At 69.5% G+C, this 20,186-nt stretch carries 22 protein-coding genes; 8 read left to right on the top strand and 14 right to left on the bottom strand.

Going from position 1 to position 20,186, the window contains the following annotated elements:
* The 3 genes from ACRDSQ_RS03245 to ACRDSQ_RS03235 form a co-directional block, all read left to right on the top strand.
* Window positions 1-1,047: DUF222 domain-containing protein (locus ACRDSQ_RS03245; RefSeq protein WP_431418610.1), on the top strand; the 1,047-nt coding region annotated here is incomplete at its 5' end.
* Window positions 1,048-1,137: 90 nt separating this feature from the next.
* Window positions 1,138-1,293 (top strand): hypothetical protein, encoded by a 156-nt coding sequence (locus ACRDSQ_RS03240; RefSeq protein ID WP_431418607.1) that lies wholly within the window; start codon window positions 1,138-1,140, stop codon window positions 1,291-1,293.
* An 85-nt stretch (window positions 1,294-1,378) separates the two neighbouring features.
* The gene (locus tag ACRDSQ_RS03235) at window positions 1,379-2,020 is read left to right on the top strand and encodes a DedA family protein (protein ID WP_431418605.1); all 642 of its coding nucleotides are present in this window, start codon (window positions 1,379-1,381) and stop codon (window positions 2,018-2,020) included.
* Here ACRDSQ_RS03235 and ACRDSQ_RS03230 read toward each other — a convergent pair.
* Window positions 2,010-2,363 (bottom strand): VOC family protein, encoded by a 354-nt coding sequence (locus ACRDSQ_RS03230; RefSeq protein WP_431418603.1) that lies wholly within the window; start codon window positions 2,361-2,363, stop codon window positions 2,010-2,012. The genes ACRDSQ_RS03235 and ACRDSQ_RS03230 overlap by 11 nt on opposite strands.
* An 80-nt stretch (window positions 2,364-2,443) precedes the next feature.
* Entirely contained in the window at window positions 2,444-3,061 is a 618-nt protein-coding gene (locus tag ACRDSQ_RS03225) for a nucleoside/nucleotide kinase family protein (protein ID WP_431418601.1), read from the bottom strand.
* 78 nt (window positions 3,062-3,139) lie between these two features.
* Here ACRDSQ_RS03225 and ACRDSQ_RS03220 point away from each other — a divergent pair, with 78 nt between their 5' ends.
* Both ACRDSQ_RS03220 and ACRDSQ_RS03215 read left to right on the top strand, forming a co-directional pair.
* Window positions 3,140-4,138 (top strand): LacI family DNA-binding transcriptional regulator, encoded by a 999-nt coding sequence (locus tag ACRDSQ_RS03220; RefSeq protein ID WP_431418618.1) that lies wholly within the window; start codon window positions 3,140-3,142, stop codon window positions 4,136-4,138.
* Window positions 4,139-4,222: 84 nt separating this feature from the next.
* The gene (locus ACRDSQ_RS03215; RefSeq protein ID WP_431418599.1) at window positions 4,223-4,552 is read left to right on the top strand and encodes a hypothetical protein; all 330 of its coding nucleotides are present in this window, start codon (window positions 4,223-4,225) and stop codon (window positions 4,550-4,552) included.
* Here ACRDSQ_RS03215 and ACRDSQ_RS03210 read toward each other — a convergent pair.
* Window positions 4,538-5,227 (bottom strand): SDR family oxidoreductase, encoded by a 690-nt coding sequence (locus tag ACRDSQ_RS03210; RefSeq protein ID WP_431418597.1) that lies wholly within the window; start codon window positions 5,225-5,227, stop codon window positions 4,538-4,540. The two genes, ACRDSQ_RS03215 and ACRDSQ_RS03210, sit on opposite strands and share 15 nt — an antisense overlap.
* Entirely contained in the window at window positions 5,224-6,357 is a 1,134-nt protein-coding gene (locus ACRDSQ_RS03205) for a glycoside hydrolase family 76 protein (protein WP_431418595.1), read from the bottom strand. The genes ACRDSQ_RS03210 and ACRDSQ_RS03205 overlap by 4 nt, the downstream gene beginning before the upstream one ends.
* Before the next feature lie 78 nt (window positions 6,358-6,435).
* Between ACRDSQ_RS03205 and ACRDSQ_RS03200 the strand changes: the two genes are divergently transcribed.
* Complete coding sequence (locus ACRDSQ_RS03200; protein ID WP_431418592.1) at window positions 6,436-8,577, top strand: molybdopterin-dependent oxidoreductase; 2,142 nt, start codon at window positions 6,436-6,438, stop codon at window positions 8,575-8,577.
* A 3-nt stretch (window positions 8,578-8,580) separates the two neighbouring features.
* Here ACRDSQ_RS03200 and ACRDSQ_RS03195 read toward each other — a convergent pair whose 3' ends face one another.
* The 7 genes from ACRDSQ_RS03195 to ACRDSQ_RS03165 are packed head-to-tail and all read right to left on the bottom strand — an operon-like array spanning window position 8,581 to window position 13,889.
* The gene (locus ACRDSQ_RS03195; RefSeq protein ID WP_431418590.1) at window positions 8,581-9,246 is read right to left on the bottom strand and encodes a TrmH family RNA methyltransferase; all 666 of its coding nucleotides are present in this window, start codon (window positions 9,244-9,246) and stop codon (window positions 8,581-8,583) included.
* Complete coding sequence (locus tag ACRDSQ_RS03190; RefSeq protein WP_431418588.1) at window positions 9,243-9,608, bottom strand: DUF2784 domain-containing protein; 366 nt, start codon at window positions 9,606-9,608, stop codon at window positions 9,243-9,245. Before ACRDSQ_RS03190 ends, ACRDSQ_RS03195 begins: the two co-directional genes overlap by 4 nt.
* Window positions 9,609-9,667: 59 nt before the next feature.
* Window positions 9,668-10,231 (bottom strand): orotate phosphoribosyltransferase, encoded by a 564-nt coding sequence (gene pyrE / locus ACRDSQ_RS03185; RefSeq protein WP_431418585.1) that lies wholly within the window; start codon window positions 10,229-10,231, stop codon window positions 9,668-9,670.
* 23 nt (window positions 10,232-10,254) lie between these two features.
* Window positions 10,255-11,073 carry a phospholipid scramblase-related protein gene (locus ACRDSQ_RS03180; RefSeq protein WP_431418583.1) on the bottom strand — a complete coding sequence of 273 codons (819 nt, stop codon included), beginning with the start codon at window positions 11,071-11,073 and terminating at the stop codon, window positions 10,255-10,257.
* Between the two features lie 9 nt (window positions 11,074-11,082).
* Window positions 11,083-11,862 carry an SDR family NAD(P)-dependent oxidoreductase gene (locus tag ACRDSQ_RS03175; protein ID WP_431418581.1) on the bottom strand — a complete coding sequence of 260 codons (780 nt, stop codon included), beginning with the start codon at window positions 11,860-11,862 and terminating at the stop codon, window positions 11,083-11,085.
* A 39-nt stretch (window positions 11,863-11,901) separates the two neighbouring features.
* Window positions 11,902-12,594 (bottom strand): hypothetical protein, encoded by a 693-nt coding sequence (locus ACRDSQ_RS03170; RefSeq protein WP_431418579.1) that lies wholly within the window; start codon window positions 12,592-12,594, stop codon window positions 11,902-11,904.
* 59 nt (window positions 12,595-12,653) lie between these two features.
* Entirely contained in the window at window positions 12,654-13,889 is a 1,236-nt protein-coding gene (locus ACRDSQ_RS03165) for a PucR family transcriptional regulator (protein WP_431418578.1), read from the bottom strand.
* A 107-nt stretch (window positions 13,890-13,996) separates the two neighbouring features.
* Here ACRDSQ_RS03165 and ACRDSQ_RS03160 point away from each other — a divergent pair, with 107 nt between their 5' ends.
* A complete protein-coding gene (locus ACRDSQ_RS03160; RefSeq protein WP_431418576.1) occupies window positions 13,997-14,848 on the top strand; it encodes an SGNH/GDSL hydrolase family protein in 852 nt (283 codons plus the stop codon).
* A 78-nt stretch (window positions 14,849-14,926) separates the two neighbouring features.
* Here ACRDSQ_RS03160 and clpB read toward each other — a convergent pair whose 3' ends face one another.
* From clpB to ACRDSQ_RS03145, 3 genes are all read right to left on the bottom strand, one after another.
* Window positions 14,927-17,521, bottom strand: coding sequence for an ATP-dependent chaperone ClpB (gene clpB, locus ACRDSQ_RS03155; RefSeq protein WP_431418574.1), 2,595 nt, complete (start codon window positions 17,519-17,521; stop codon window positions 14,927-14,929).
* A 375-nt stretch (window positions 17,522-17,896) separates the two neighbouring features.
* Window positions 17,897-18,337 carry a MarR family winged helix-turn-helix transcriptional regulator gene (locus ACRDSQ_RS03150; RefSeq protein WP_228769952.1) on the bottom strand — a complete coding sequence of 147 codons (441 nt, stop codon included), beginning with the start codon at window positions 18,335-18,337 and terminating at the stop codon, window positions 17,897-17,899.
* A gap of 34 nt (window positions 18,338-18,371) precedes the next feature.
* Window positions 18,372-18,773: a pyridoxamine 5'-phosphate oxidase family protein gene (locus ACRDSQ_RS03145; RefSeq protein WP_431418571.1), complete on the bottom strand. Its 402-nt coding sequence runs from the start codon at window positions 18,771-18,773 to the stop codon at window positions 18,372-18,374.
* 302 nt (window positions 18,774-19,075) lie between these two features.
* Here ACRDSQ_RS03145 and ACRDSQ_RS03140 point away from each other — a divergent pair, with 302 nt between their 5' ends.
* Window positions 19,076-20,176 carry an FAD-binding oxidoreductase gene (locus ACRDSQ_RS03140; protein WP_431418615.1) on the top strand — a complete coding sequence of 367 codons (1,101 nt, stop codon included), beginning with the start codon at window positions 19,076-19,078 and terminating at the stop codon, window positions 20,174-20,176.
* The last annotated feature ends 10 nt before the right edge of the window (window positions 20,177-20,186 follow it).

Here is a 20,186-nt window from a genome sequence, read left to right as displayed (position 1 = left end):
GCGGCGTTGACGTGGACACCGAGCCGGGCAGCCACCGAAGTCGCCCGCGCCGCCCGTCTGGCCACCCTGTTCCCGTCCACTGTGGACGCCTTGGCCGCTGGGCGGATCGACCTGGCCCGGGCGCACGCCCTGGCCGAAATCACCGCCACCCTGTCCGACGAACACGCCCGCGAGGTGGAGGCGTGGATCCTGGCCCGCCACGAGCACAAAACCGTCGCCGGGTGGCGGCAAGCGCTGCGGGCCAAGAAAGACCGCATCGACCCCGAGGGCGCCGCCCGCCGCCGTGAACAACGCCGCCGGGAACGGCGGGTCGAGCTGTATGCCGCCGAGGACGGCATGGCGCACTTCGATGTGTACGACACCGGCGAACGCCTGCGCGCGGTCTACCTGATGATCGACAAGATCGCCCGCACCATGCGGGCCAAAGGTGCCACCGACACCCTCGACGCCCTGCGCGCCGACGCCCTCCACGACCTGGTCGTGCACGGCGGCGGGCGCGGGGTCACCGTCGAACTCCAGGTCGCCGTGCCCTACACCGTGCTGCTCGGCGCGAACCTGGGCGGCACCCTCGACGGATACGGCCCCGTCCCGAACATCGCCATCAAGGAACTGATCACCGACCACGACACCATGTGGCGGCGGATCCTCACCGACCCCGTCGGGAAAGTCCTCGAAGCAGGCACCCGCCGCCACCCCGGCGCCGACCTCACCCGCCACATCCGCCTGCGCGACCAAACCTGCCGCTTCCCCGGATGTCACCGGGCGGCGACGTCCTGCGAACTCGACCACACGATCCCCCACAGCCACGGAGGCTCCACCAGCGCACCCAACCTCGGCTGCCTGTGCAAGCTGCACCACAAACTCAAAGACCAACCCGGCTGGCGCCTCAAACAAACCCGACCAGGACTGTTCGTCTGGACCACACCCACCGGCGAGAACCACGCCGTCGACCAAGAACCACTCATCGACTACGACCTACCCGCCGCCCGCCCGCCCGAGCCGCGCCCACGCACACCTGTCGCACACGAGGAGCCCGCACCGTTCTGACAACCGCACCACACGCCGGCCCACGGTCCTCACCTGATCACCATCAACCGGCCACATGCCCCCGCCCCGCCGTTCAGGCATCATCGAAGGATGAGCAAGTGGGAGAAGCTGCCGGAGCGGGTCCTGCCTGAGGGGTGGGTCACCGAGGTCGAGACCTCCACCCAGGACTCCAGCCTGGCCGCCGACGCGGACGCCGAGGCCAGGGAGGCGCGCACCGTCCTCGAGCGGGGTGGGTGGGGCGTCTGACCCGGCGATTGCGGATGCGACAAGGCCAGGTGAATAGGTCTTCATTCCCCTGCGACGCGCCCGGTGTCGCACGTAGTGTGACGGCGTGACCCTGGCTACAGGTCTGCTTGATTCCGCCGGCCCGCTGCTGGTCTGGGCGATCGTGCTCGGCTTCGTCTTCGCCGAGTGCGCCTTCATCGTGGGCTTGTTCCTGCCCGGTGACTCCCTGCTGTTCGCCGCGGGCGTCGTGCTGGCGCAGGGTGCCCATGAGCACCAGGCGTGGTGGCTGTCGCTGGCCGCGACCGTTGTCGCGGTGGCGGGCAACCAGCTCGGCTACTACATCGGCCACAAGACCGGCCACGCGATCATCACCCGGCGCGGCGGCAAGGTCATGAACGAGCACAACCTGTCCCGGGCCCGCGAGTTCCTGGACCGGCGCGGGTTCTGGGCGATCGTGTTCGCCCGGTGGATCCCGTGGATCCGCACCCTCGCCCCGCTCATCGCGGGCGCCGCCAAGATGGATCCCCGCAAGTTCGCGCTGGCCACGACCATCGGCGGGCTCGCCTGGGTCCCGACGCTCGTCCTGGCCGGGTACTACGCCGCGGGCCTGCTCGACGAGCTTCCCTGGCTGCAGACGGCCGCCCTCTGGGGAAGCGTGGCGTTCATGGTCCTCGGCACCGCGTGGGGCATCTGGCGCTACCGCCAGGAGATGCACAAGCCGGTCGACACCGTGCTGATCACGGAGTAGAGCGCAGCGCCAGCAGGATGCCGTCGGGGTCGCGGACGGCGATCTCGTCGGTCTCCACGGTGAACGTGACGCCGTACTCGGCCAGCCGGGACTCCCAGGACGGCAGTTCGTCGACGTGGAACGTCAGGTGGTCCAGGCCCGGTCGGCTCTCGTCGAACGACGCGCGTTCGGCGCCGAGGTGCTGGACCAGGGTCAGGGTGATGCCGAAGCCGTCGAGGAACGCCTTGCGCAGGCCCGGTTCATCCTCGTGCACGGCGGTGGCGAACCCGAGCACGCGCTCGTACCAGGGGACGCTGCGGTCCACGTCCGTCACCGTGAGAGCGACCTGGCGAACGCCGGGCATCGGACGACCTTCCTCTCGGCACCGTTCGGGCGGCTGCCTTCCGCCATAGTGCCCCAGTCAGGTCACGGTCCGTGCCGTCGTCATTCGATCTTTCGCAGGACGAGATCGGCGGTTCGCGCGGTCGTCGCGACCAGGCGGGCGTTGCGCTCGTCCGATCCGTCCGTTCTCGCCGCCGCCTGCTCGGCCGAGCGGCCGTGGGCCATATGGCGCTCGAACAGGCGTTTTCGGCGCAGCCCCGGATCGGGGTCGAGGTACCAGACCTCGTCGAGCAGCGGCCGCACCTCGGGCCAGAGAAACAGGTAATTGCCCTCGGTGACGACGAGGGGAACGTCACAGGTGATCGGGACCGCGCAGGCGATCGAGTCCTCGATCTCGCGGCGGAACTCCGGCGCGTAAACGATCTTGTCGGTGTTCGTCCTTAGTCTGCGCAGCAGGTCGACGTACCCGTCGGCGTCGAAGGTGTCGGGGGCGCCTTTGCGGTCGGCTCGCCCGAGCCGGTCGAGTTCGGACTGGGCGAGGTGGAAACCATCCATACCGACGAGGGCCGCCTGCCCATCCAGCGCGGCGACGATCCGGGCCGCCAGCGTGGACTTTCCGGAGCCCGGTGGTCCGCAGATCCCAAGGACACGCCGGTGCCCTGGCAGCGCCAGCGCTTGCGCCCGCCGGACCAGGTCGGCAAAGATCGGCTCTCCCCGCATAATGACTCCTTAACTGCCGATAGGGTCCGCGCGCAAGCGTTTGCAGATGGAGTCGGACAGGACAACGCTGTGGCCACAATGGAGGACGTCGCCAAGTTGGCGGGTGTCTCGATCAGCACCGTCTCACATGTCGTGAACGAGACCCGCGCGGTCGCCGTCACGACGCGCTCGCGGGTCTTAGAGGCGATCGAGTCGACCGGCTACACCGGCAACGCCATCGCTCGGTCGCTGGTCACCGGCGGCACGAAGTCCATCGGCGTGGCCATGTCCCTGCTGGCCAACCCGCACCTCGCCAAACTCATCCACGCCATCGAGGCCGAGGCCGGCGCCGCCGGCTACACCGTCCTGCTCGGCGACACCCTCGACTCTGCCGACGGCGAGCGCACCGCGGTGCGCAAGCTGCAGGCCAGGCGGGTCGACGGCATGCTGCTCACCCCGGCGCCCGGCGACACGGCGACGCTCGAACAGCTGGCCCGCACCGACGTGCCCGCCGTTCTCGTCGACCGGGTGTCGCACAAGATCAAGCTCGACCAGGTGGGGCCGGAGAACATCCAGTCGACGTCGACCCTGGTCTCGCACCTGGCCGCGGCCGGGCACCGGCGGATCGGGTTCATCAGCGGGGTCGAGTGGATGACCGCGAGCGAGGAACGCACGCTCGGCTACCGGCTCGGTCTGGGTCGGGCGGGGCTGCGCTGGGACTCGAACCTGGTCGCGGGCGGTGGGGCCACGCCGGAGGACGGTGTGCTGGCGCTGCGCAGGCTGCTGACCGTGCCGGACCGCCCGACAGCGGTGATCACCGGAAACGGTGCCATGACGGCGGGCGCGTTCCGCGAAGCGCGCGCGCATGGCCTGGAGATCGGCCGCGACCTGGCGATCGTCGGCCACGACGAGGTCGAGTGGGCCGAGCTCGTGCACCCGCCGATCACCACGATGGCGCACCCGGTCGACGAGATCGGGCGCACGGCGGTCCGGCTGCTGCTGGCCAGGCTCGACGACCGCGACCGCGCGCCGCAGACCGTGCTGCTGCCGCCCGAGCTGATGCACCGCGGTTCCTGTGGGTGCGTTCCCACGTCGTAAAACGGCGTAACGGCCACAGTGGACAGCGCGACGTCTCGGAAGGGTCCGGCAACCACGTCGACTCCGGTCCGAAGGAGACGGGTCTTGGCTGAGCTGGCGATCAGTTCCGCGGACGAGTGGCCGGTGGCTCGCCGGTCGCTGAGCAAGTGGCTGCTGGGGCGCGGCGTGCCCGAGCTGCTCACGTGCGACGTGGTGATGGCGGCCGAGGAAGCGCTTGGTTTGGCCAGTCCGGTGTCCGTCGTCGCCGAGGCGTCGGACACCGACGTGGTGTTGCGGATCAGCGGCCGCGGTCCGATCGCGCCGGGCGCGCTGCCGATGCTGCGCGCCTCGGTCGAGCGGTTCGAACTGCTGCGCGAGGGAGACCGGACGACGGTGATCGCGAGTTTTCCCTTACCCCGCTCAGAAACCGCCTGAGACCGGCAGCACCGCGCCGGTCACGAACGACGCCGCCGGGCTGAGCAGCCACACCACGCCCTCGGCGATCTCCTCCGGCTCGCCCGCGCGTCCCAGGGGGATCTTCGGCGCCAGTCGTCGTGGACGGTCGGGCATGCCCGCGGCGGCATGCAGGTCCGAGTTGACCATGCCGGGCGCGACTACGTTGACCCGGATTCCCTCCGCGGCGACCTCTTGGGCCAAGCCGTAGGACAGTGTCTCCACCGCTGCTTTGCTTGCGGCGTAATGGACCCACTCGCCCGGGGACCCACGGCGGGCGGCGGTGCTGGAGATCGTGACGATCGAGCCGCCCTGGCCGCCGTCGCGTGTGGACAATCGACGGACGGCTTCGCGGGCGCAGAGGAAGACGCCGGTGACGTTGACGTCGAACACGCGACGGAAGGTGTCGACGCTCTGCTCGTCGAGCCTGCCGGGGCTGTTGCCGGTGATCCCGGCGTTGGCGACGAGGGCGGACAGCGGACCCAGAGTGTCGGCCTTCTCGAACAGGGCGCGGACCTGGACCTCGTCGGCGACCTCCTCGGCCGCGGTGGCGTCGCCCGCGTAGTTGACCACGATGTCGAATCCGTCGCGGGCGGCCCGACGGCACACCGCCGCCCCGATTCCCCTGCTGCCACCGGTGACCAGAAGGACGCTCATGTCCCCATGCTGGCATGGCCTTCCAGCGCGGCGGCGGCCTCCATGATCATCCAGCCGGACACCTGCACGGACAGGTCGCGTTCGACGCGGCCGTCGCGGGGGCCGCGCGGGGTGATGGCCGGGATGGCGGCCTCGTCGCCGAACAGGGGGCCGCTGGGGGCGACCGCGCGGTTGCGCCAGACCTCGTCGGCGGTGGTGAACACCAGCCAGGACGCGAGGTCGCCGGACGCCTCGGGCAGGCGGATGGCCGACAGCGCCAGGTAGCGGGCGAGGATGCCTGCGAACAGGCCGCCGTCGCCGCCGCGCCTGCCGGGCAGGACGCCCTCGACGGCGAGGTGGTGGGCGACGGCGTGGATGGTTCGCTCGGCGCGCTCCGCCCAGATGCCGGAGCGGTCGTCGGCGGCGAGTTCGACGCAGGCGCCGAGGAAGGTGCCCTGGTTGTAGGTGTAGACGATGTCGACGAGCCCGGCGACGCCGCCGTCCGGGGAGGTCCGCAGGCCGTCGAAGAGCAGTCCGGTCTCGCGGTCGCGCAGGTAGCCGTCCATCCAGTCGTTCATCGACCGGGCGCGCTGGCGGTCGGCCCGGTCCTGGGCGAATCGGGCGAGCAGGATCGCGGCGGGGCCGTTGGCCGGGACGTTCTTGAGGTTGTCGCCGCGCCGCCACCAGATGCCGCCGCCGCCATGGTCGGTCCAGCCTTCGCGGAGGCGGGCGGTGATCGCGTGGAGGGCGTCCTCGGTGTCGAGCCCGACCTCGTCGGAGGCGCGCAGCAGGGCGAGGCCGAGCCAGGCGATGTCGTCGTAGTACTCGTTGGTCCACTGGCGGAAGTTGCGCAGGTGGATGCCGCGGACGTGCTTGTGGATGGTGCTCAGCCGGTTGGGCGACGGCGCGCGGACCTGTGCGTCGATGAGGCAGTCGAGCAGGTTGGCCTGCCACCAGTAGTTCCAGTTGACCAGGAACCGGTGGCGCACGGAGGCGGGCCAGGTGGCCACGCCCAGGCGGGTGCCGGGGATCGCCCAGAGTCTGCGCAGGTGGCGGGCCAGAACACCTTGCTCGGCGAAGGCGGCGCGGGCCGCCCACAGTTGAGGTGACTGCTCGGCAGCCCCCTCCGCGTACTCCGTACCCCGGGTCACACACCAATCGTGACGGCTGAATCGTTTCCGAAGTCCCGCGAGAGGGGAGATGTCACCGAGTCGTGGAAAGGTGAGGTGATGCGAACCGAGCAGGTCACGTGCCCGTTGTGTGAGGCCACCTGCGGCTTGGACGTCACCCTCGATGGGGACCGGGTGACCTCCGTCCGTGGCGACGCGGCCGATGTCTTCTCCGCGGGGTTCATCTGCCCCAAGGGCGCCTCTCTTGGCGCGCTGCACCATGATCCGGACCGACTGCGCACGCCGATGATCAAGCGCGACGGCGTGTGGGAGTCGGCGACGTGGGATGAGGCCTTCGCCGAGATCTCGGCGCGGTTGCTCCCGATCATCGCCGACCACGGCAAGGACGCCGTGGCCGTCTACGCGGGGAACCCGTCTGTCCACAACACGTCGACGGCGCTGTACGGGCGCGTGTTCTTCAAGGCCCTCGGGACCCGCAACTTCTACTCGGCCAGCACGGTCGACCAGATCCCCAAGCACCTGAGCTCGGGCTACCTGTTCGGCGACCCGATGAGCATCCCGGTGCCCGACGTCGACCGGACGGACTACCTGTTGCTGCTCGGAGCGAACCCGCTGGTGTCCAACGGCAGCCTGATGACGGCGCCGGACATGCGCGGCAGACTGAAGGCGATCCAGGCGCGCGGCGGGAAGATCGTCGTCCTCGACCCGCGCCGGTCGCGCACGGCGGAGATGGCCGACGAGCACCACGCGATCCTCCCCGGCACTGATGCGTTGTTCCTGTTCGCCCTGGTCAACACACTGTTCGCCGACGACCTGGTCACCTTGGCGCACCTGGCCGACCACGTCACCGGCGTCGAGGAAGTCCGGGCGCTGGCCCAGCCGTTCACGCCGGCGGCGGTCGAACCGATCACCGGCATTCCGGCCGAGACCATCCGTCAGCTGGCCCACGACCTCGCCGCAGCGTCGAGCGCGGCTGTGTACGGCCGGATCGGCACGTGCGTGCAGTCGTTCGGCACCCTCGCGAGTTGGCTGGTCGACGTGCTGAACGTGCTGACCGGCAACCTCGACCGCCCCGGCGGCGCCATGTTCCCACTGGCCGCGGCAGGTCAGGCGAACGCCCAGTCGGGACGGCGTCGGGGCTTCGCCCATGGCCGCTGGAACAGCCGCGTCCGAGAACTGCCGGAGGTGCTGGGGGAACTCCCCGTAGCCACCCTGGCCGACGAGATCCTGACCCCGGGCGAGGGTCAAGTCCGCGCGCTGGTCACCGTCTGCGGCAACCCGTGCCTGAGCACCCCGAACTCCGGCAGGCTGTCGGATGCGTTGGGGCAACTGGACTTCATGATCTCGCTGGACGTCTACCTGAACGAGACCAGTAGGCACGCGGACGTCATCCTCCCCGGCCCCACAGCGTTGGAACGCCCCCACTACGACGTCGCCCTCTACCAGTTCGCCGTGCGGAACGTGGCGAACTGGACGAAGGCGGCACTGCCGACGGACCAGCCGCAGGAATGGCAGACCTTGTTGCGCCTCACCGGAATCATCACCGGCGCGGGCAGCGACATCGCGGCGATGGACGACTTCGTGGCGACCCAGTTCGCGGCCAGGGCGGGCGTGGAACCGGCGGCGGACCTGACCGGCCCGGAACGCCTGATCGACATCCTCCTGCGCGGCGGGCCGTATGACCTGACGTTGGCGGACCTCCTCAACGCCCCCCACGGCATCGATCTTGGCCCCTTGAAGCCGAGAATCCCGGATGTCCTGGCGACCCCCAGCGGCCGCGTCGAACTCGCACCTCCACCGCTGGTCGAGGACGTCCCGAGGTTGGTCGCAGAGCTGACGAACGTCCCGAATGGACAGATGTTGCTGATCGGCAGGCGGCAACTGGGGTCGAACAACTCGTGGATGCACAACCTGGAACCGTTGGTACGCGGCAAGAACCGCTGCACAGCCCAGGTGAACCCAGAGGACGCGACCCGCCTCGGCCTGAGCGACGGCGGCACCGCGACGGTCCGGTCGAGGACGGGGAAGATCGAGGTCCCGGTCGAGATCACCGACACCATCCGTCCCGGCGTCATCAGCATCCCCCACGGCTGGGGTCACGACGCAGCCGGAATCCGAATGACCGTGGCGAACGCCCACGCAGGCGTCAACTCCAACCTGCTCGCGGACGAACTACTCATCGACGCCCTGTCGGGAAACGCAGTGCTCAATGGAATCCCGGTGGAAGTAAGCCCCGGCTAAGAGTCACCAAGCCTTTGAGAGGTCCGCGTGGGTTCGGACCCAGGAGTGCATGACCACGCCGGCCGCCACTCCCGCGTTGATCGACCGGGTCGAGCCGAATTGGGCGATCGACACCAGTAGGTCCGCGCCCGCTCGGGCTTCGTCCGTCAGACCCGGCCCTTCCTGGCCGAAGATCAGCACGCACGTTCGCGGCAGCTCTGTCGTTTCGATCGGGACTGAGCCGGTCGTGTTGTCGACACCCACGACAGCCAGGCCTTCGGCTTTCGCATACGCCAGTAGGGAATCGACCGTCGCGTGGTGGTCTACGTGCTGGTACCGGTCCGTCACCATCGCACCCCGGCGGTTCCAGCGACGCCTGCCGATGATGTGGACGGCGCGGGCGGCGAAAGCGTTGGCGGTGCGGACGACGGTGCCGATGTTGTGGTCGTGTTGGAAGTTCTCGATGGCGACGTGGAAATCATGCCTGCGGGTGTCGAGGTCGGCGATGATCGCGTCCCGTCGCCAATATCGGTACGTGTCCACGACGTTGCGGCGGTCGCCCTCGGCGAGCAGGTCCGGGTCGTAGCGGTCATCGGTGGGCCAGGGGCCTTCCCATGGGCCGACGCCTACGGGTTCGCCGAACACCCACTCCGTGGGGCCGCTCTCCGGGTCTTCGGGTGGACCGCTCACTTCGCGGGAACCAGGGGTCGGTGCCGGCGGGCGTAGGCACCGACGTAGGACACCACCAACACGATCAACGCTCCGATTGCCACGGCCTGAACATAGTCCTCCGGGAAGAGGACCCCGATGATGTAGTGCTCATTGAATCCCCCCGGCAGCTCGCCGAAGCCCTGCTGTCTTCGGAAGTAGTTCTCGATCGCCGTCAGCGGGCAGGTGACCGGCAGGATGTTGACGATCACGCCCCAGGCGGCGAAGAAGACGTGGATGAAGATCGACCTGGGCCAGTGCCAGGCCAGGAAGCCGCCGAGACCGATGTAGAGGAGCGCGATGAAGTGCACGATCATCGTCACCGCGGCGAGAACACCGGCCATGCGCATCCTCCCGAGCCCCAGTACCCCACGGTACCTGCGGATCGGGAGGACGCGCCTGGTCAGAGGCCTAGATCGGCAAGATCGAGCAGCGACCGGTACGGGAGACCCCTAGCCTCGATGGCTTCGCGGGCCTCGGTGCCCCGGTCGACGACGGTGGCGACACCGACGACGATCGCGCCCGCCTCTTCCAGCGCGTCGACGGCGGTCAGGACGCTGCCGCCGGTGGTGGAGGTGTCCTCGACCGCCAGGACGCGCTGGCCCCCGACCTCGATGCCCTCGATCCGGCGCTGCATTCCGTGTTCCTTCAGCGCCTTGCGCACGACGAAGGCGTCGAGGACCTCACCGGCGTTGGCGGCGGCGTGCATCATCGCGAGGGCCACCGGGTCGGCGCCCAGGGTGAGTCCGCCGGCGGCGACGTAGTCCCAGTCGGCGGTGGCCTGCCGCAGCAGGCGGCCGATCAGGGGGGCGGCGGCGTGGTGGAGGGTGGCCCGGCGGAGGTCGACGTAGTAGTCGGCTTCCTTGCCGGACGACAAGGTCACGCGCCCATGGACAACGGCTAGTTCGGTGACGAGACGGGCCAATTCGCGCTTGGCGGTCAGGTCGACACTCGGAGCGGTTCGCACAGGTCGTCAGTCTCTCACGTGGTCTAGCCGAGGCCCCGGCTGTCCTGCTTCAACGCCGTGTCGACGGTGAGCGCGGACGCCACGACCATGCTGATCAGGGGGTCTTGGAGCGGGCGGTGGATCTGCAGGACGTAGTTGTCGGCGTTGGTGAACAGGGTCTTGGCGAAGCCCTCGAACGTCTTGGTGATCCGCGCGACCTCGGCGCCGCTGTGGTCGAGCACGGCGAAGTTCCACGCCCGCCAGTTCTCCGCCTGGATGCCGCCGATCTGCCGGCCGTTGACCATGAACGAGAAGCGGATTTTGCCGAAGACGTTGTCCTGGACGATCTCGCCCACCGGCTGCCCGTCGGGCCGCTCCACGATCATCCGCGACTTGAACACCTTGCGCGGCCGGGTCAGCGCGAGCAACGGCTGGTGGTCGGCATCGCGGACCTCGAAGCGGTGGGTGAAGAACTGGTCGTACTCACCGAGGAACCGCACGACCTTCTTGAGGGTGCTCTGCCCGACCTGCGCGACGAACCCGACCGGGCGCCCGTGCTGGTCGAAGACCGAGTACTCGCTGGCCATCTCGATCAGCTTGACCTTCTGGTTCACCACCAGCACCGGCTCGGTGAACAGCGTCCCGCCACCTTGGCCCACCTGCCCGACCCCGGCCTTGCGCTGCTGCTCCTTGATCCGGTTCGGGTCGTGGGCGCCCTCCAGCGACAGCTCCCAGGCACTCGCGTCGCTGCGCGCCTGCTGCTGGGCGGGCTGGGTCTGGCTGGTCCACTGGGTGCCGTCCCACCAGCGCAGGAGGTTCGACCCTGGGTTGTCCGGGTACCAGCCGGGCTGCGGGTTCGTCATGGCCTGAGCCTAACCGCGGGTGCGGCCCTTGGCGGCGCGCTTCTGCAAGACGCGCAGCAGGCCGCGCGGCAGGACCTTGGCCACTCCGATCAGCGCCTTGTACTGAAGACCGGGGATGGACCTCGAACGCCCGGACGCCAGGTCGTCGAGGCAGTCGGCGGCGACCCGGTCGGCGTCGAGCCAGAGGAACTCCGGGATGGCCGAGACGTCCTCGCCGACCCGCTGGTGGAACTCGGTGTGGGTGTAGCCGGGGCACAGCGCCACGACCCGGACGCCGGTGCCCGCGAGTGTCGACGCCAGCCCCTCCGACAGCGCGGTCACGTACGCCTTCGTGGCCGAGTAGGCCGGGCCGGTGAAGGGGAAGAACCCGGCGACGCTGGACACGTTGATCACGCCACCGTGGCCGCGGGCGATCATGCCGGGCAGCGCCGCGTGGGTGAGCCGCATGACCGTGGTGACGTTGACGTCGAGCTGCGACTGCAGGACGTCGGCCTCGGCCTCGGCGAACGGGGTGGCGGTGCCGTAACCCGCGTTGTTGACCAGCAGGTCGATCGGCCGGGACTCGTCGGCGAGGCGTTCCTCGACCCGCTTGCGCGCCCGGGTCGTGGCCAGGTCCGCGGTCATGACCTGGGCCTGGACGCCGTGGGCGGCGGTCAGCTCGGCCGCCGTCGCCTTGAGGCGCTCGGTGTTGCGGGCCACGAGCACCAGATCGTAGCCGGCCTTGGCGAGGTTGCGGGCGAATGCGGCGCCGATGCCCGCGGTGGCACCGGTGATGAGCGCGGTAGGCATGCGATCAACCTACTGGGTGGTAATGGTGATTTGGGAGGCTCAGCTGTTGTCGTCGATCTGGCGGACGCTGTGCAGACCGGGCGCGGAGTCGGTCTCGGCGTCGAACGGGTCGACGACGTCGGCGATCTCGCCGATGCCACGCAGCAGCCGCTCCAGCCGCGACGGGCTGGAGTTGGGCGCGGCGGCGGCCAGGACCCAGCCGTCCTCGATCCACGCGACGGCGATGTCCGGGCCGATCTCCTCGGTGGCGTCGACGAGATCCGGGGTGATCAGCGCGCGGGCGCCGGCGATGTCGGAGACGAAGGCGTAGCGCTGGCCGACCGGGCCGAGCAGCTCCGGCATGTGCTCACGCTGGAACGGGGTGCTGGGGATCCACAGCTCGACCACGACCGGGTGCACCCGGCGGCACTGGACGGCCACGATGACCGTGTTGACCCGGCCGCCCATCTCCAGGTCGAAGACGTAGACCCGGCGCCTGCCGTCGGCGGTGAACGTCGAGCCGGTGACGACGTCACGGGCCACGCCCTCGCCGTAGTAGGCGATGGCGCCGCCGCTCCACTTGCTCGGCAGGACGTGGTCGGTCTCGGCGAACTGCCAGCCGCGCAGCGCCGCCCAGCGTCGGCGTTCGCGGTTTCTCGAGGTGAGACGAGCGCGATCGCGCAGCAAGAACAGGCCGCCCGCGACGAACGCGACCGCGGCGATGACGAACCAGACCCACGCGGGTATGCCCACGACTTGCAGCGTAGTCGTCAGGCGCTCGGGTTCAAGATCACGGGTGGCGTGGCTTGCGATTAACCGCGCACGTTGGTGGCGTCGAGCGCGGACAGCGCCGCGCGGATCGACAACAGGTCCTCGTGCCGGGCCACTTGCAGCCCGGTCAGGCCGGCGATCTTGCGCAGCCGATAGTCGACCGTGTTGGGGTGAACCCGCAGCTGGGTCGCGGTCTGGCGGCGGTTGAGACCCGAATCGAGGAACACCCGCAGGGTCGGCAGGAGGTCCGGTTTGTCCGCGACAGGCGCGAGCAGCGACGCGAGGTGGTCGCGGGCCGGGCTGGGGCGAGTGAGCTGGTATTCGAGGAGGAGGTCGGCGAGTCGGTAGACGCCCACGGGCTTCGCGTAAATCAGGGCGACGTCACGAAGCTCGCCCGCGAGCCGGGCCGCGGCGGACACGCCCGTCGGCTGCGCGGCGACAACTCCGGCCACGACGGGCGCGCCCGCGACCTTGGTCAGCGCCTTGGCGAGCATGTCGAGCCACGCCCAGTCCTCCTTGGAGACCGAGGCGGGCGGGGTGTTGTGCGGGATCAGGGCCAGCCCGCCGTCGACCGAGAGCATCGACAGCACCGGCTCGCGGGACCGGCGGTCGAGTTCCGTGCGGAGTCTGCGCAGCTTGCGCCGGGCGGCCACGCCGGGATCGACGCCCGCGATGGTCTCGTCGGGATGCTTGCCGACCGACAGGCTGATCACGAAGTAGCTCTCGGGCAGCCGGGCGCCCGGGATGTCGGCGGGCTGCCCGTCGTCGAGCAGGGTCGCCAGCAGGGTCTGGCGGGCGCCGTGCTCGTCGCCGAACATCGACTGGCGCTCGCTGAGGTAGCCGGCGGCGACGGCGCCGGTGGTCAGGCGCAGGTAGTTGAACAGCAGCCGGTGCGCCTCGAACACCGACTGCAGCTCATCGGGGGTGACATCGGGCTCGACGAACTCGAAGCAGGCCTGGGCGCCGACGTGGTACGCGCCGATCACGGCGTCGATCGGCAGTCCTTCCTCGGCGCGGCGGGCCGCCGACTCGCGCACGATCGCCAGGTCCGTCGCCTCGGGCAGCGTCCCGGTGCGCAGGACTTTCAGGAACATCCGGACCGCCTGCTCGATGATCCGGGCGATGTCGCCGGACAGCTCCTCGGCGGGCAGCTGCTTGTAGACGTCGAGCTCCTCGACCAGCCGCTTGATCACGAACGCGGTCAGTTCGGGCAGCTGGGAGTTCAGCCGCAGATGCAGCGGCGTGCCACCGAAGACGATTCGGTTGTGATCGGTCACAAGTTTCCTCCGAAACTTTGGGCCAATCTCCCAGCGCCCACCAGGGATTGTGTCCTCCACCATGTGACCAGCAGATTACTCGCTAGTAACCAAGAATGGAGCACCCAATGCTGGTGCGACGGCTCAGTCTGGCGCTGGCGGTCACCGCCGCCACCCTCGCCGTGGGCATGCCCGCGGTCGCGGACGACACGATCGACTACGTCGCCCTCGGCGACTCGGCGGCCGCCGGACCGCTCATCCCGAACCAGGACATCAACCTCGCCTGCCTGCGCTCGGACAACAACTACCCGGCCGTCGCCGCGAAGGCGCTCGGCGCCCGGCTGACCGACGTGTCGTGCTCCGGGGCGAAGATCACCGACTTCACCGGCCGCCAGTTCGGCTTCGTCCCACCGCAGTACGACGCGCTGAACTCGGGCACCGACCTGGTCACGCTCACCATCGGCGGCAACGACATCGGCCTGGTCCAGGCGGCACTCGGCTGCGTCAACCTGTTCCCGGAGCCGTTCGGCATCTCCTGCGCGGACAGGCTCAACTCGGGCGGCAAGGACTCACTCGGCACGGCCATCGCCGCGTGGGCGCCGCAGATCGGGCAGGCGCTCGACGCGATCCGGGCGAAGGCCCCGAAGGCGAAGATCGTCGTCGCCGGCTACGGCACCTATGTCCAGCGCAACGGCTGCTACCCCCTCCAGCCGATCTGGGCCCGCGACGCGAACTACATCCAGGCGTCGGTGGACAAGCTCAGCGCCGCCCTGCGCGACCAGGCCGCCTCCCGCGGCGCCACGTTCGTCGACCTCGCGGCCGTGTCCGTCGGGCACGACACCTGCGCGGCGCCGTGGGAGCGCTACCTCGAAGGTCTGATCCCGACCAGCCTGGCGGCGCCGCTGCACCCCAACGCCAAGGGCATGGCCGCGTTCGGCGCCGCCATCGCGAGCGCCGTCAAGAACCCCGCAATCCACTAGGAGGCAACGGATGTTCGGACGAGTGTCGGCTGACGTGTGCGCGGCCGACCCGTACCGAGGCGGCCCTTCGTCGTGCCGTCAGTCGGCGCGACCGACAGTGAGAGCGGTGTTGTCGTCGGCGATGTCCACCCGCACGGTGTCGCCGTCGCGGATGTCGCCGGACAGCAGGGCCTTCGCCAGCTGGTCGCCGATCGCCGAGGACACCAGCCTGCGCAGCGGCCGGGCGCCGTAGACCGGGTCGAAACCGTTGAGCGCCAACCACTCGCGCGCCGCCAAGGTGACGTCGAGGGTCAGCCTGCGCTGGGCGAGTCGGCGGCCCAGCTTCGCGACCTGGATGTCGACGATCGACGTCAGCTCCTCGGTGGCCAGCGAGTGGAACACCACGATGTCGTCGAGCCGGTTGAGGAACTCCGGCTTGAAGTGCCGCTGCACCACCGACATCACCGCGTCCTTGCGGTGCAGCTCGTCGAGGTTGGCGTCGGCGATGATCTGCGAACCGAGGTTCGACGTCAGCACCAGGATCGTGTTGCGGAAGTCGACCGTGCGGCCCTGGCCGTCGGTGAGCCTGCCGTCGTCGAGGACCTGCAGGAGCACGTCGAAGACGTCCGGGTGGGCCTTCTCCACCTCGTCGAGCAGCACGACGCTGTACGGGCGGCGGCGGACCGACTCGGTGAGCTGGCCGCCCTGGTCGTACCCGACGTAGCCGGGCGGGGCGCCGACCAGGCGGGCCACCGAGTGCTTCTCGGAGTACTCGCTCATGTCGATGCGGATCATCGCCCGCTCGTCGTCGAACAGGAACTCCGCGAGCGCCTTGGCCAGCTCGGTCTTGCCGACACCGGTCGGGCCCAGGAACAGGAACGAGCCGGTCGGCCGGTCCGGGTCCGACACTCCCGCGCGGGCGCGGCGGACCGAGTCGGAGACGGCGCGCACGGCCTCGGCCTGGCCGACGACCCGCGAGGCGAGCGCGTCCTCCATGCGCAGCAGCTTGTGCGTCTCGCCTTCGAGCATCCGGCCCGCGGGGATGCCGGTCCACGCGGAGACGACCTCGGCGACGTCGTCGGGGCCGACTTCCTCTTTGAGCATCACCTGCTCGCCCGGCTGGGTGGCGGTGGCCTCGGTCGCGGCGTCGAGTTCCTTCTCCAGCGCCGGAATCCGGCCGTAGCGCAACTCCGCGGCCCGGCCGAGGTCGCCGTCGCGCTCGGCGCGCTCGGACTCGCCGCGCAGCGACTCCAGCTGCTCCTTCAGTTCGCGGACGCGGTCCAGCGAGCCCTTCTCGTTCTGCCAGCGGGCGGTCAGACCGGCCAGGTCTTCGCGCTTCTCAGCCAGCTCGGCCCGCAGGGCGGCGAGGCGCTCACGGGAGGCGGCGTCGTCCTCTTTGGACAGTGCCATCTCCTCGATCTCCAACCGGCGGACCGCGCGCTCGACGCCGTCGATCTCGACCGGGCGGGAGTCGATCTCCATGCGCAGCCGGGACGCGGCCTCGTCGACCAGGTCGATCGCCTTGTCCGGCAGGAAGCGGGCGGTGATGTAGCGGTCGGACAGGGTGGCGGCGGCGACCAGCGCGGTGTCGGTGATGCGGACACCGTGGTGGACCTCGTAGCGCTCCTTGAGGCCGCGCAGGATGCCGATCGTGTCCTCGACTGACGGCTCGCCGACCAGAACCTGCTGGAACCTGCGCTCCAGTGCCGGGTCCTTCTCGATGTGCTGGCGGTACTCGTCGAGGGTGGTCGCGCCGACCATGCGCAGCTCGCCGCGGGCGAGCATCGGCTTGATCATGTTGCCCGCGTCCATCGCGCCCTCGCCGGTCGCGCCCGCGCCGACGATGGTGTGCAGCTCGTCGATGAAGGTGATCACCTGGCCTGCGGACTCGGTGATCTCCTTGAGGACGGCCTTGAGCCGCTCCTCGAACTCGCCGCGGAACTTCGCGCCCGCGACCATCGAGCCGAGGTCGAGGCCGACGACTCGCTTGCCGCGCAGCGATTCCGGCACGTCACCGGCGATGATCCGCTGGGCGAGGCCCTCGACGATCGCGGTCTTGCCGACGCCGGGCTCGCCGATGAGGACCGGGTTGTTCTTGGTGCGGCGGGACAGCACCTGCACGACCCGGCGGATCTCGGCGTCGCGGCCGATCACCGGGTCGAGCTCGCCCTTGCGGGCACGCTCGGTCAGGTCGAGGCCGTACTTCTCCAGCGCCTGGTAGGTGCCCTCCGGGTCAGGGCTCGACACCCGCGCGGACCCGCGCACCTTGGCGAACGCCTCCCGCAGCGCGTCCGCGCCTGCACCGTGGCGCTTGAGGACCTCGGCGACGTCGCCGCCCTCGGCCGCGAGCCCGACCAGCAGGTGTTCGGTGGAGACGTACTCGTCGCCCATCTCGGTGGCGAGCTTCTGCGCGTGCGTGATCGCCCGCAGCGCCTGCTGGGCGAGCTGCGGGGAGGACACGGTCGCACCGGTCGCCGAAGGCAGGGCGCGGTGCAGCGGCTCCAGCTCCTTGCGGACGGTCTCGGGATCGGCTCCGACGGCGGTGAGCAGGGGGGCGGTGAGCCCGTCGCTCTGCGCGAGCAGCGCGCTGAGCAGGTGCACCGGGCGGATGTCGGGGTTGCCCGCCGTCGAGGCGGCCTGCGCCGCCGCGGAGATCGCCTGCTGGGTCTTGGTCGTCGGATTGAACGCGTCCATCTGCCACCTCGGGTCGTACGTTCGCCAGTCACCTGGTCCAACGCGCGAAAACTTGAGTCAGTTCCACTCAACCTTAGGGCGTGGGCCACTTCCGGTCATGCCGAAACGGCCCCGTCTTTGGGTCGCCGAACAGGGGACCAGCAGGTCACCCACCCGTCGCAACGGCGCTGTCCACACCCGATGCCCGGTTATCCACAAAGCCCAGGAGGCTATCCACAGGCGGCTGTGGGTTTCGTCCACGAATAGACCAGGGCGCATAAGGGAAGCCGCCAAGTGGGTGGTATCTCGGTGGCGACGATCACGCTGTGGCGACCAAACCGGCTGTACGCAGCGGAAACGTCGGGTGTCGACGAGGTCACCGAAAAGTGGAGCTGATCACAGGTCGGCGTTCAGCTTGCCGAGGAGGCGCGAGAACTCGCTCAGGTCGTCGGTGGACCACTTGCCGAACATGGCCCGCAGCTTCTGCCAGCGGTCGTTGCGCACCTTCGCCAGCCGCTCCGAACCGGTCTCGGTCAGCTGGACGAGCCGGGCCCGGCCGTCGGACGGATCGGGCACCCGCTCGATCAGGCCCAACTCGGTCAGCCGGGCGATCTGCCTGCTGACGGTGGACTTGTCGAGGCCCGTGCGCTCGACGACGTCCGCCGCCCGCACCGCGCCGATGTCGTTGAGGTGCAAGAGAAGGGCGTAGGAAGCGCCGTCGAGGCCGGGGTGCACCTTGGCCGCCAGCGTGAGCGACACGCTGCGTGCGCGACCGAACAACTTCGACAGTTCGGACTCGAGCGCCTGTGCCGCCTGTTCGCGCGCGTTCTCGGTCACGTGCGGCCTTTCGTCCCGGTCAGGTCGCGGAACGTTATCGCCCGGTCGCTCGCTCGTGAACATAGGTCTCGTCGACGTCGACGAGCACCCACCGCTCCGGGCCCGTGACCTCGGCCGGAAGATCATCCCGCGCGACCGAGTGGGCCCGACCGTTGACATGCAGCCCTCGGCCTGCCGGCCCGAGGTCGATCAACAGGATCCCGACGCGCGCGCCGTCGGGCAATGGTTCGGCCTCGGGGTAGGCGAGCCTGCGGTCGTCGATCACCCGGATGAAACCGGGCGGGCCCTGCCGGACCACCTCGGCGCAGCCGCCGTCGGCGTCGGCGGTGGCGATGTAGGCCATGCCTGCCCCGCCGATGAACTCAGCGGCCCGATCGTCCAACGGACCGTGCGAAGCGCAGAGGTCGGCAGCCATGAACGCGAGGTCGTGCCACACGGCGCCACCGTTTCACGAGGATCATCCGAATGCGACATCCGCGAGGCCGATGTCGCCCATTAGGCGGATCTTTGATCACCAAACGTGAGGATACGGCACACCTTAGGGTGATCTTCGCGGCTCTTTCATGGAATCGGACTACGCTGAACACTCCGTCGGGGGATGTAGCTCTAGTACCGTGTTGCCACGCTCAACCGGCGCCCGAGAGGTGGAGTCACCCCCCGATCATGACAGCCAACGCCCTGGTGAGCCCCATCCCGAGCTCACAGCCTCGGACCGACTCGCCCACCGCCGTGTCGACGATGGTGCGGCTGGTCCGGGAGAGCTTCGCGGTCGTGGAGCCCCACGCCGAAGAGGTCGCACAGTTCTTCTACGGGATGCTCTTCACCATCGAGCCGTCGGCCCGCGAGATGTTCCCCGCCAACATGCAGGTCCAGCGGTCCCGCCTGCTCCGGGCCCTGGTGCACGTCGTGCAGATGGTCGACCGACCCGACGACCTGGTGCCGTTCCTGCGGCAACTCGGGCGCGACCACCGCAAGTTCGGTGTCATCAGCACGCACTACGAAGCCGTCGGGATGGCGTTGATCTCGTCGGTCAAGAAGTTCGCCGGCCCCGCCTGGACCGACGACGTCGAACGCGCCTGGGCCGAGGCATACACGATCATGGCCCGCTCCATGCTCGACGCGGCCGCCGGCGACGAGGGACCCGCGTACTGGCCCGCCGAGGTCATCTCGCACGAGCGGATCGGCTGGGAGATCGCGATCGTGCGGGTCCGGCCGCACTACCCAGTGCCGTACCTGCCAGGGCAGTACGTCAGCGTCGAAGTCCCGCAGCGACCCCGGTTATGGCGGTACCTGACCCCGGCCAACGCGCCGAGGGCCGACGGAACCATCGACTTCCACATCCGCGGCGTCGAAGGCGGCTGGGTCAGCCGGTCGATCGTGGCGCACGCGAACGTGGGCGACACGTGGAAAATGGGCCCGCCGATGGGACGGATCGGCGTTTCCCGCGAGTACTCGCGCGACGTGCTGATGGTCGCGGGCGGGACTGGGGTGTCGCCGATGCGGGCGATCATCGACAACCTGTCGCAGTGGGGGGAGAACCCGCACGTCCACCTGTTCATCGGCGGGCGGGTCGCGGAAGACCTCTATGTCGTTCCCGCGTTGCAGAGCATCGCCGCGGTGAATCCTTGGCTGACCGTGGTGCCGGTGGTGGAGGAAGCCGGGATTCCTGGGACAGAGCAAGGGACTTTGGCTGACGTGGTGACCCGGTATGGGGCTTGGGGGGATCGGGACGTGCTGGTGTCCGGGTCGCCGGGAATGATTCGGGCGACTGTTTCTCGGATGCTCGTGGCTGGGACTCCGTTGGATCGGATCACTTATGATCCGTTTACTGTCGACTGATTCTGCTTCG

The sequence above is a fragment of the Actinokineospora sp. genome, assembly GCF_050699995.1.
Taxonomy (GTDB): Bacteria; Actinomycetota; Actinomycetes; order Mycobacteriales; family Pseudonocardiaceae; genus Actinokineospora.
Note: the sequence above shows the minus strand (reverse complement) of the source record. Positions and strands in the feature narration are given on the sequence as shown.

What these genes read in the sequence shown, in the direction of transcription:
- ACRDSQ_RS03160 (WP_431418576.1), top strand. Translation starts at nt 13,997, where the DNA reads ATGCTGGTGCGACGGCTCAGTCTGGCGCTGGCGGTCACCGCCGCCACC.
- ACRDSQ_RS03225 (WP_431418601.1), bottom strand. Translation starts at nt 3,061, where the DNA reads ATGCGGGGAGAGCCGATCTTTGCCGACCTGGTCCGGCGGGCGCAAGCG.
- ACRDSQ_RS03175 (WP_431418581.1), bottom strand. Translation starts at nt 11,862, where the DNA reads ATGCCTACCGCGCTCATCACCGGTGCCACCGCGGGCATCGGCGCCGCA.
- ACRDSQ_RS03220 (WP_431418618.1), top strand. Translation starts at nt 3,140, where the DNA reads ATGGAGGACGTCGCCAAGTTGGCGGGTGTCTCGATCAGCACCGTCTCA.
- ACRDSQ_RS03180 (WP_431418583.1), bottom strand. Translation starts at nt 11,073, where the DNA reads ATGACGAACCCGCAGCCCGGCTGGTACCCGGACAACCCAGGGTCGAAC.
- ACRDSQ_RS03230 (WP_431418603.1), bottom strand. Translation starts at nt 2,363, where the DNA reads ATGCCCGGCGTTCGCCAGGTCGCTCTCACGGTGACGGACGTGGACCGC.
- ACRDSQ_RS03210 (WP_431418597.1), bottom strand. Translation starts at nt 5,227, where the DNA reads ATGAGCGTCCTTCTGGTCACCGGTGGCAGCAGGGGAATCGGGGCGGCG.
- clpB (WP_431418574.1), bottom strand. Translation starts at nt 17,521, where the DNA reads ATGGACGCGTTCAATCCGACGACCAAGACCCAGCAGGCGATCTCCGCG.
- ACRDSQ_RS03140 (WP_431418615.1), top strand. Translation starts at nt 19,076, where the DNA reads ATGGTGCGGCTGGTCCGGGAGAGCTTCGCGGTCGTGGAGCCCCACGCC.
- ACRDSQ_RS03240 (WP_431418607.1), top strand. Translation starts at nt 1,138, where the DNA reads ATGAGCAAGTGGGAGAAGCTGCCGGAGCGGGTCCTGCCTGAGGGGTGG.
- ACRDSQ_RS03200 (WP_431418592.1), top strand. Translation starts at nt 6,436, where the DNA reads ATGCGAACCGAGCAGGTCACGTGCCCGTTGTGTGAGGCCACCTGCGGC.
- ACRDSQ_RS03190 (WP_431418588.1), bottom strand. Translation starts at nt 9,608, where the DNA reads ATGGCCGGTGTTCTCGCCGCGGTGACGATGATCGTGCACTTCATCGCG.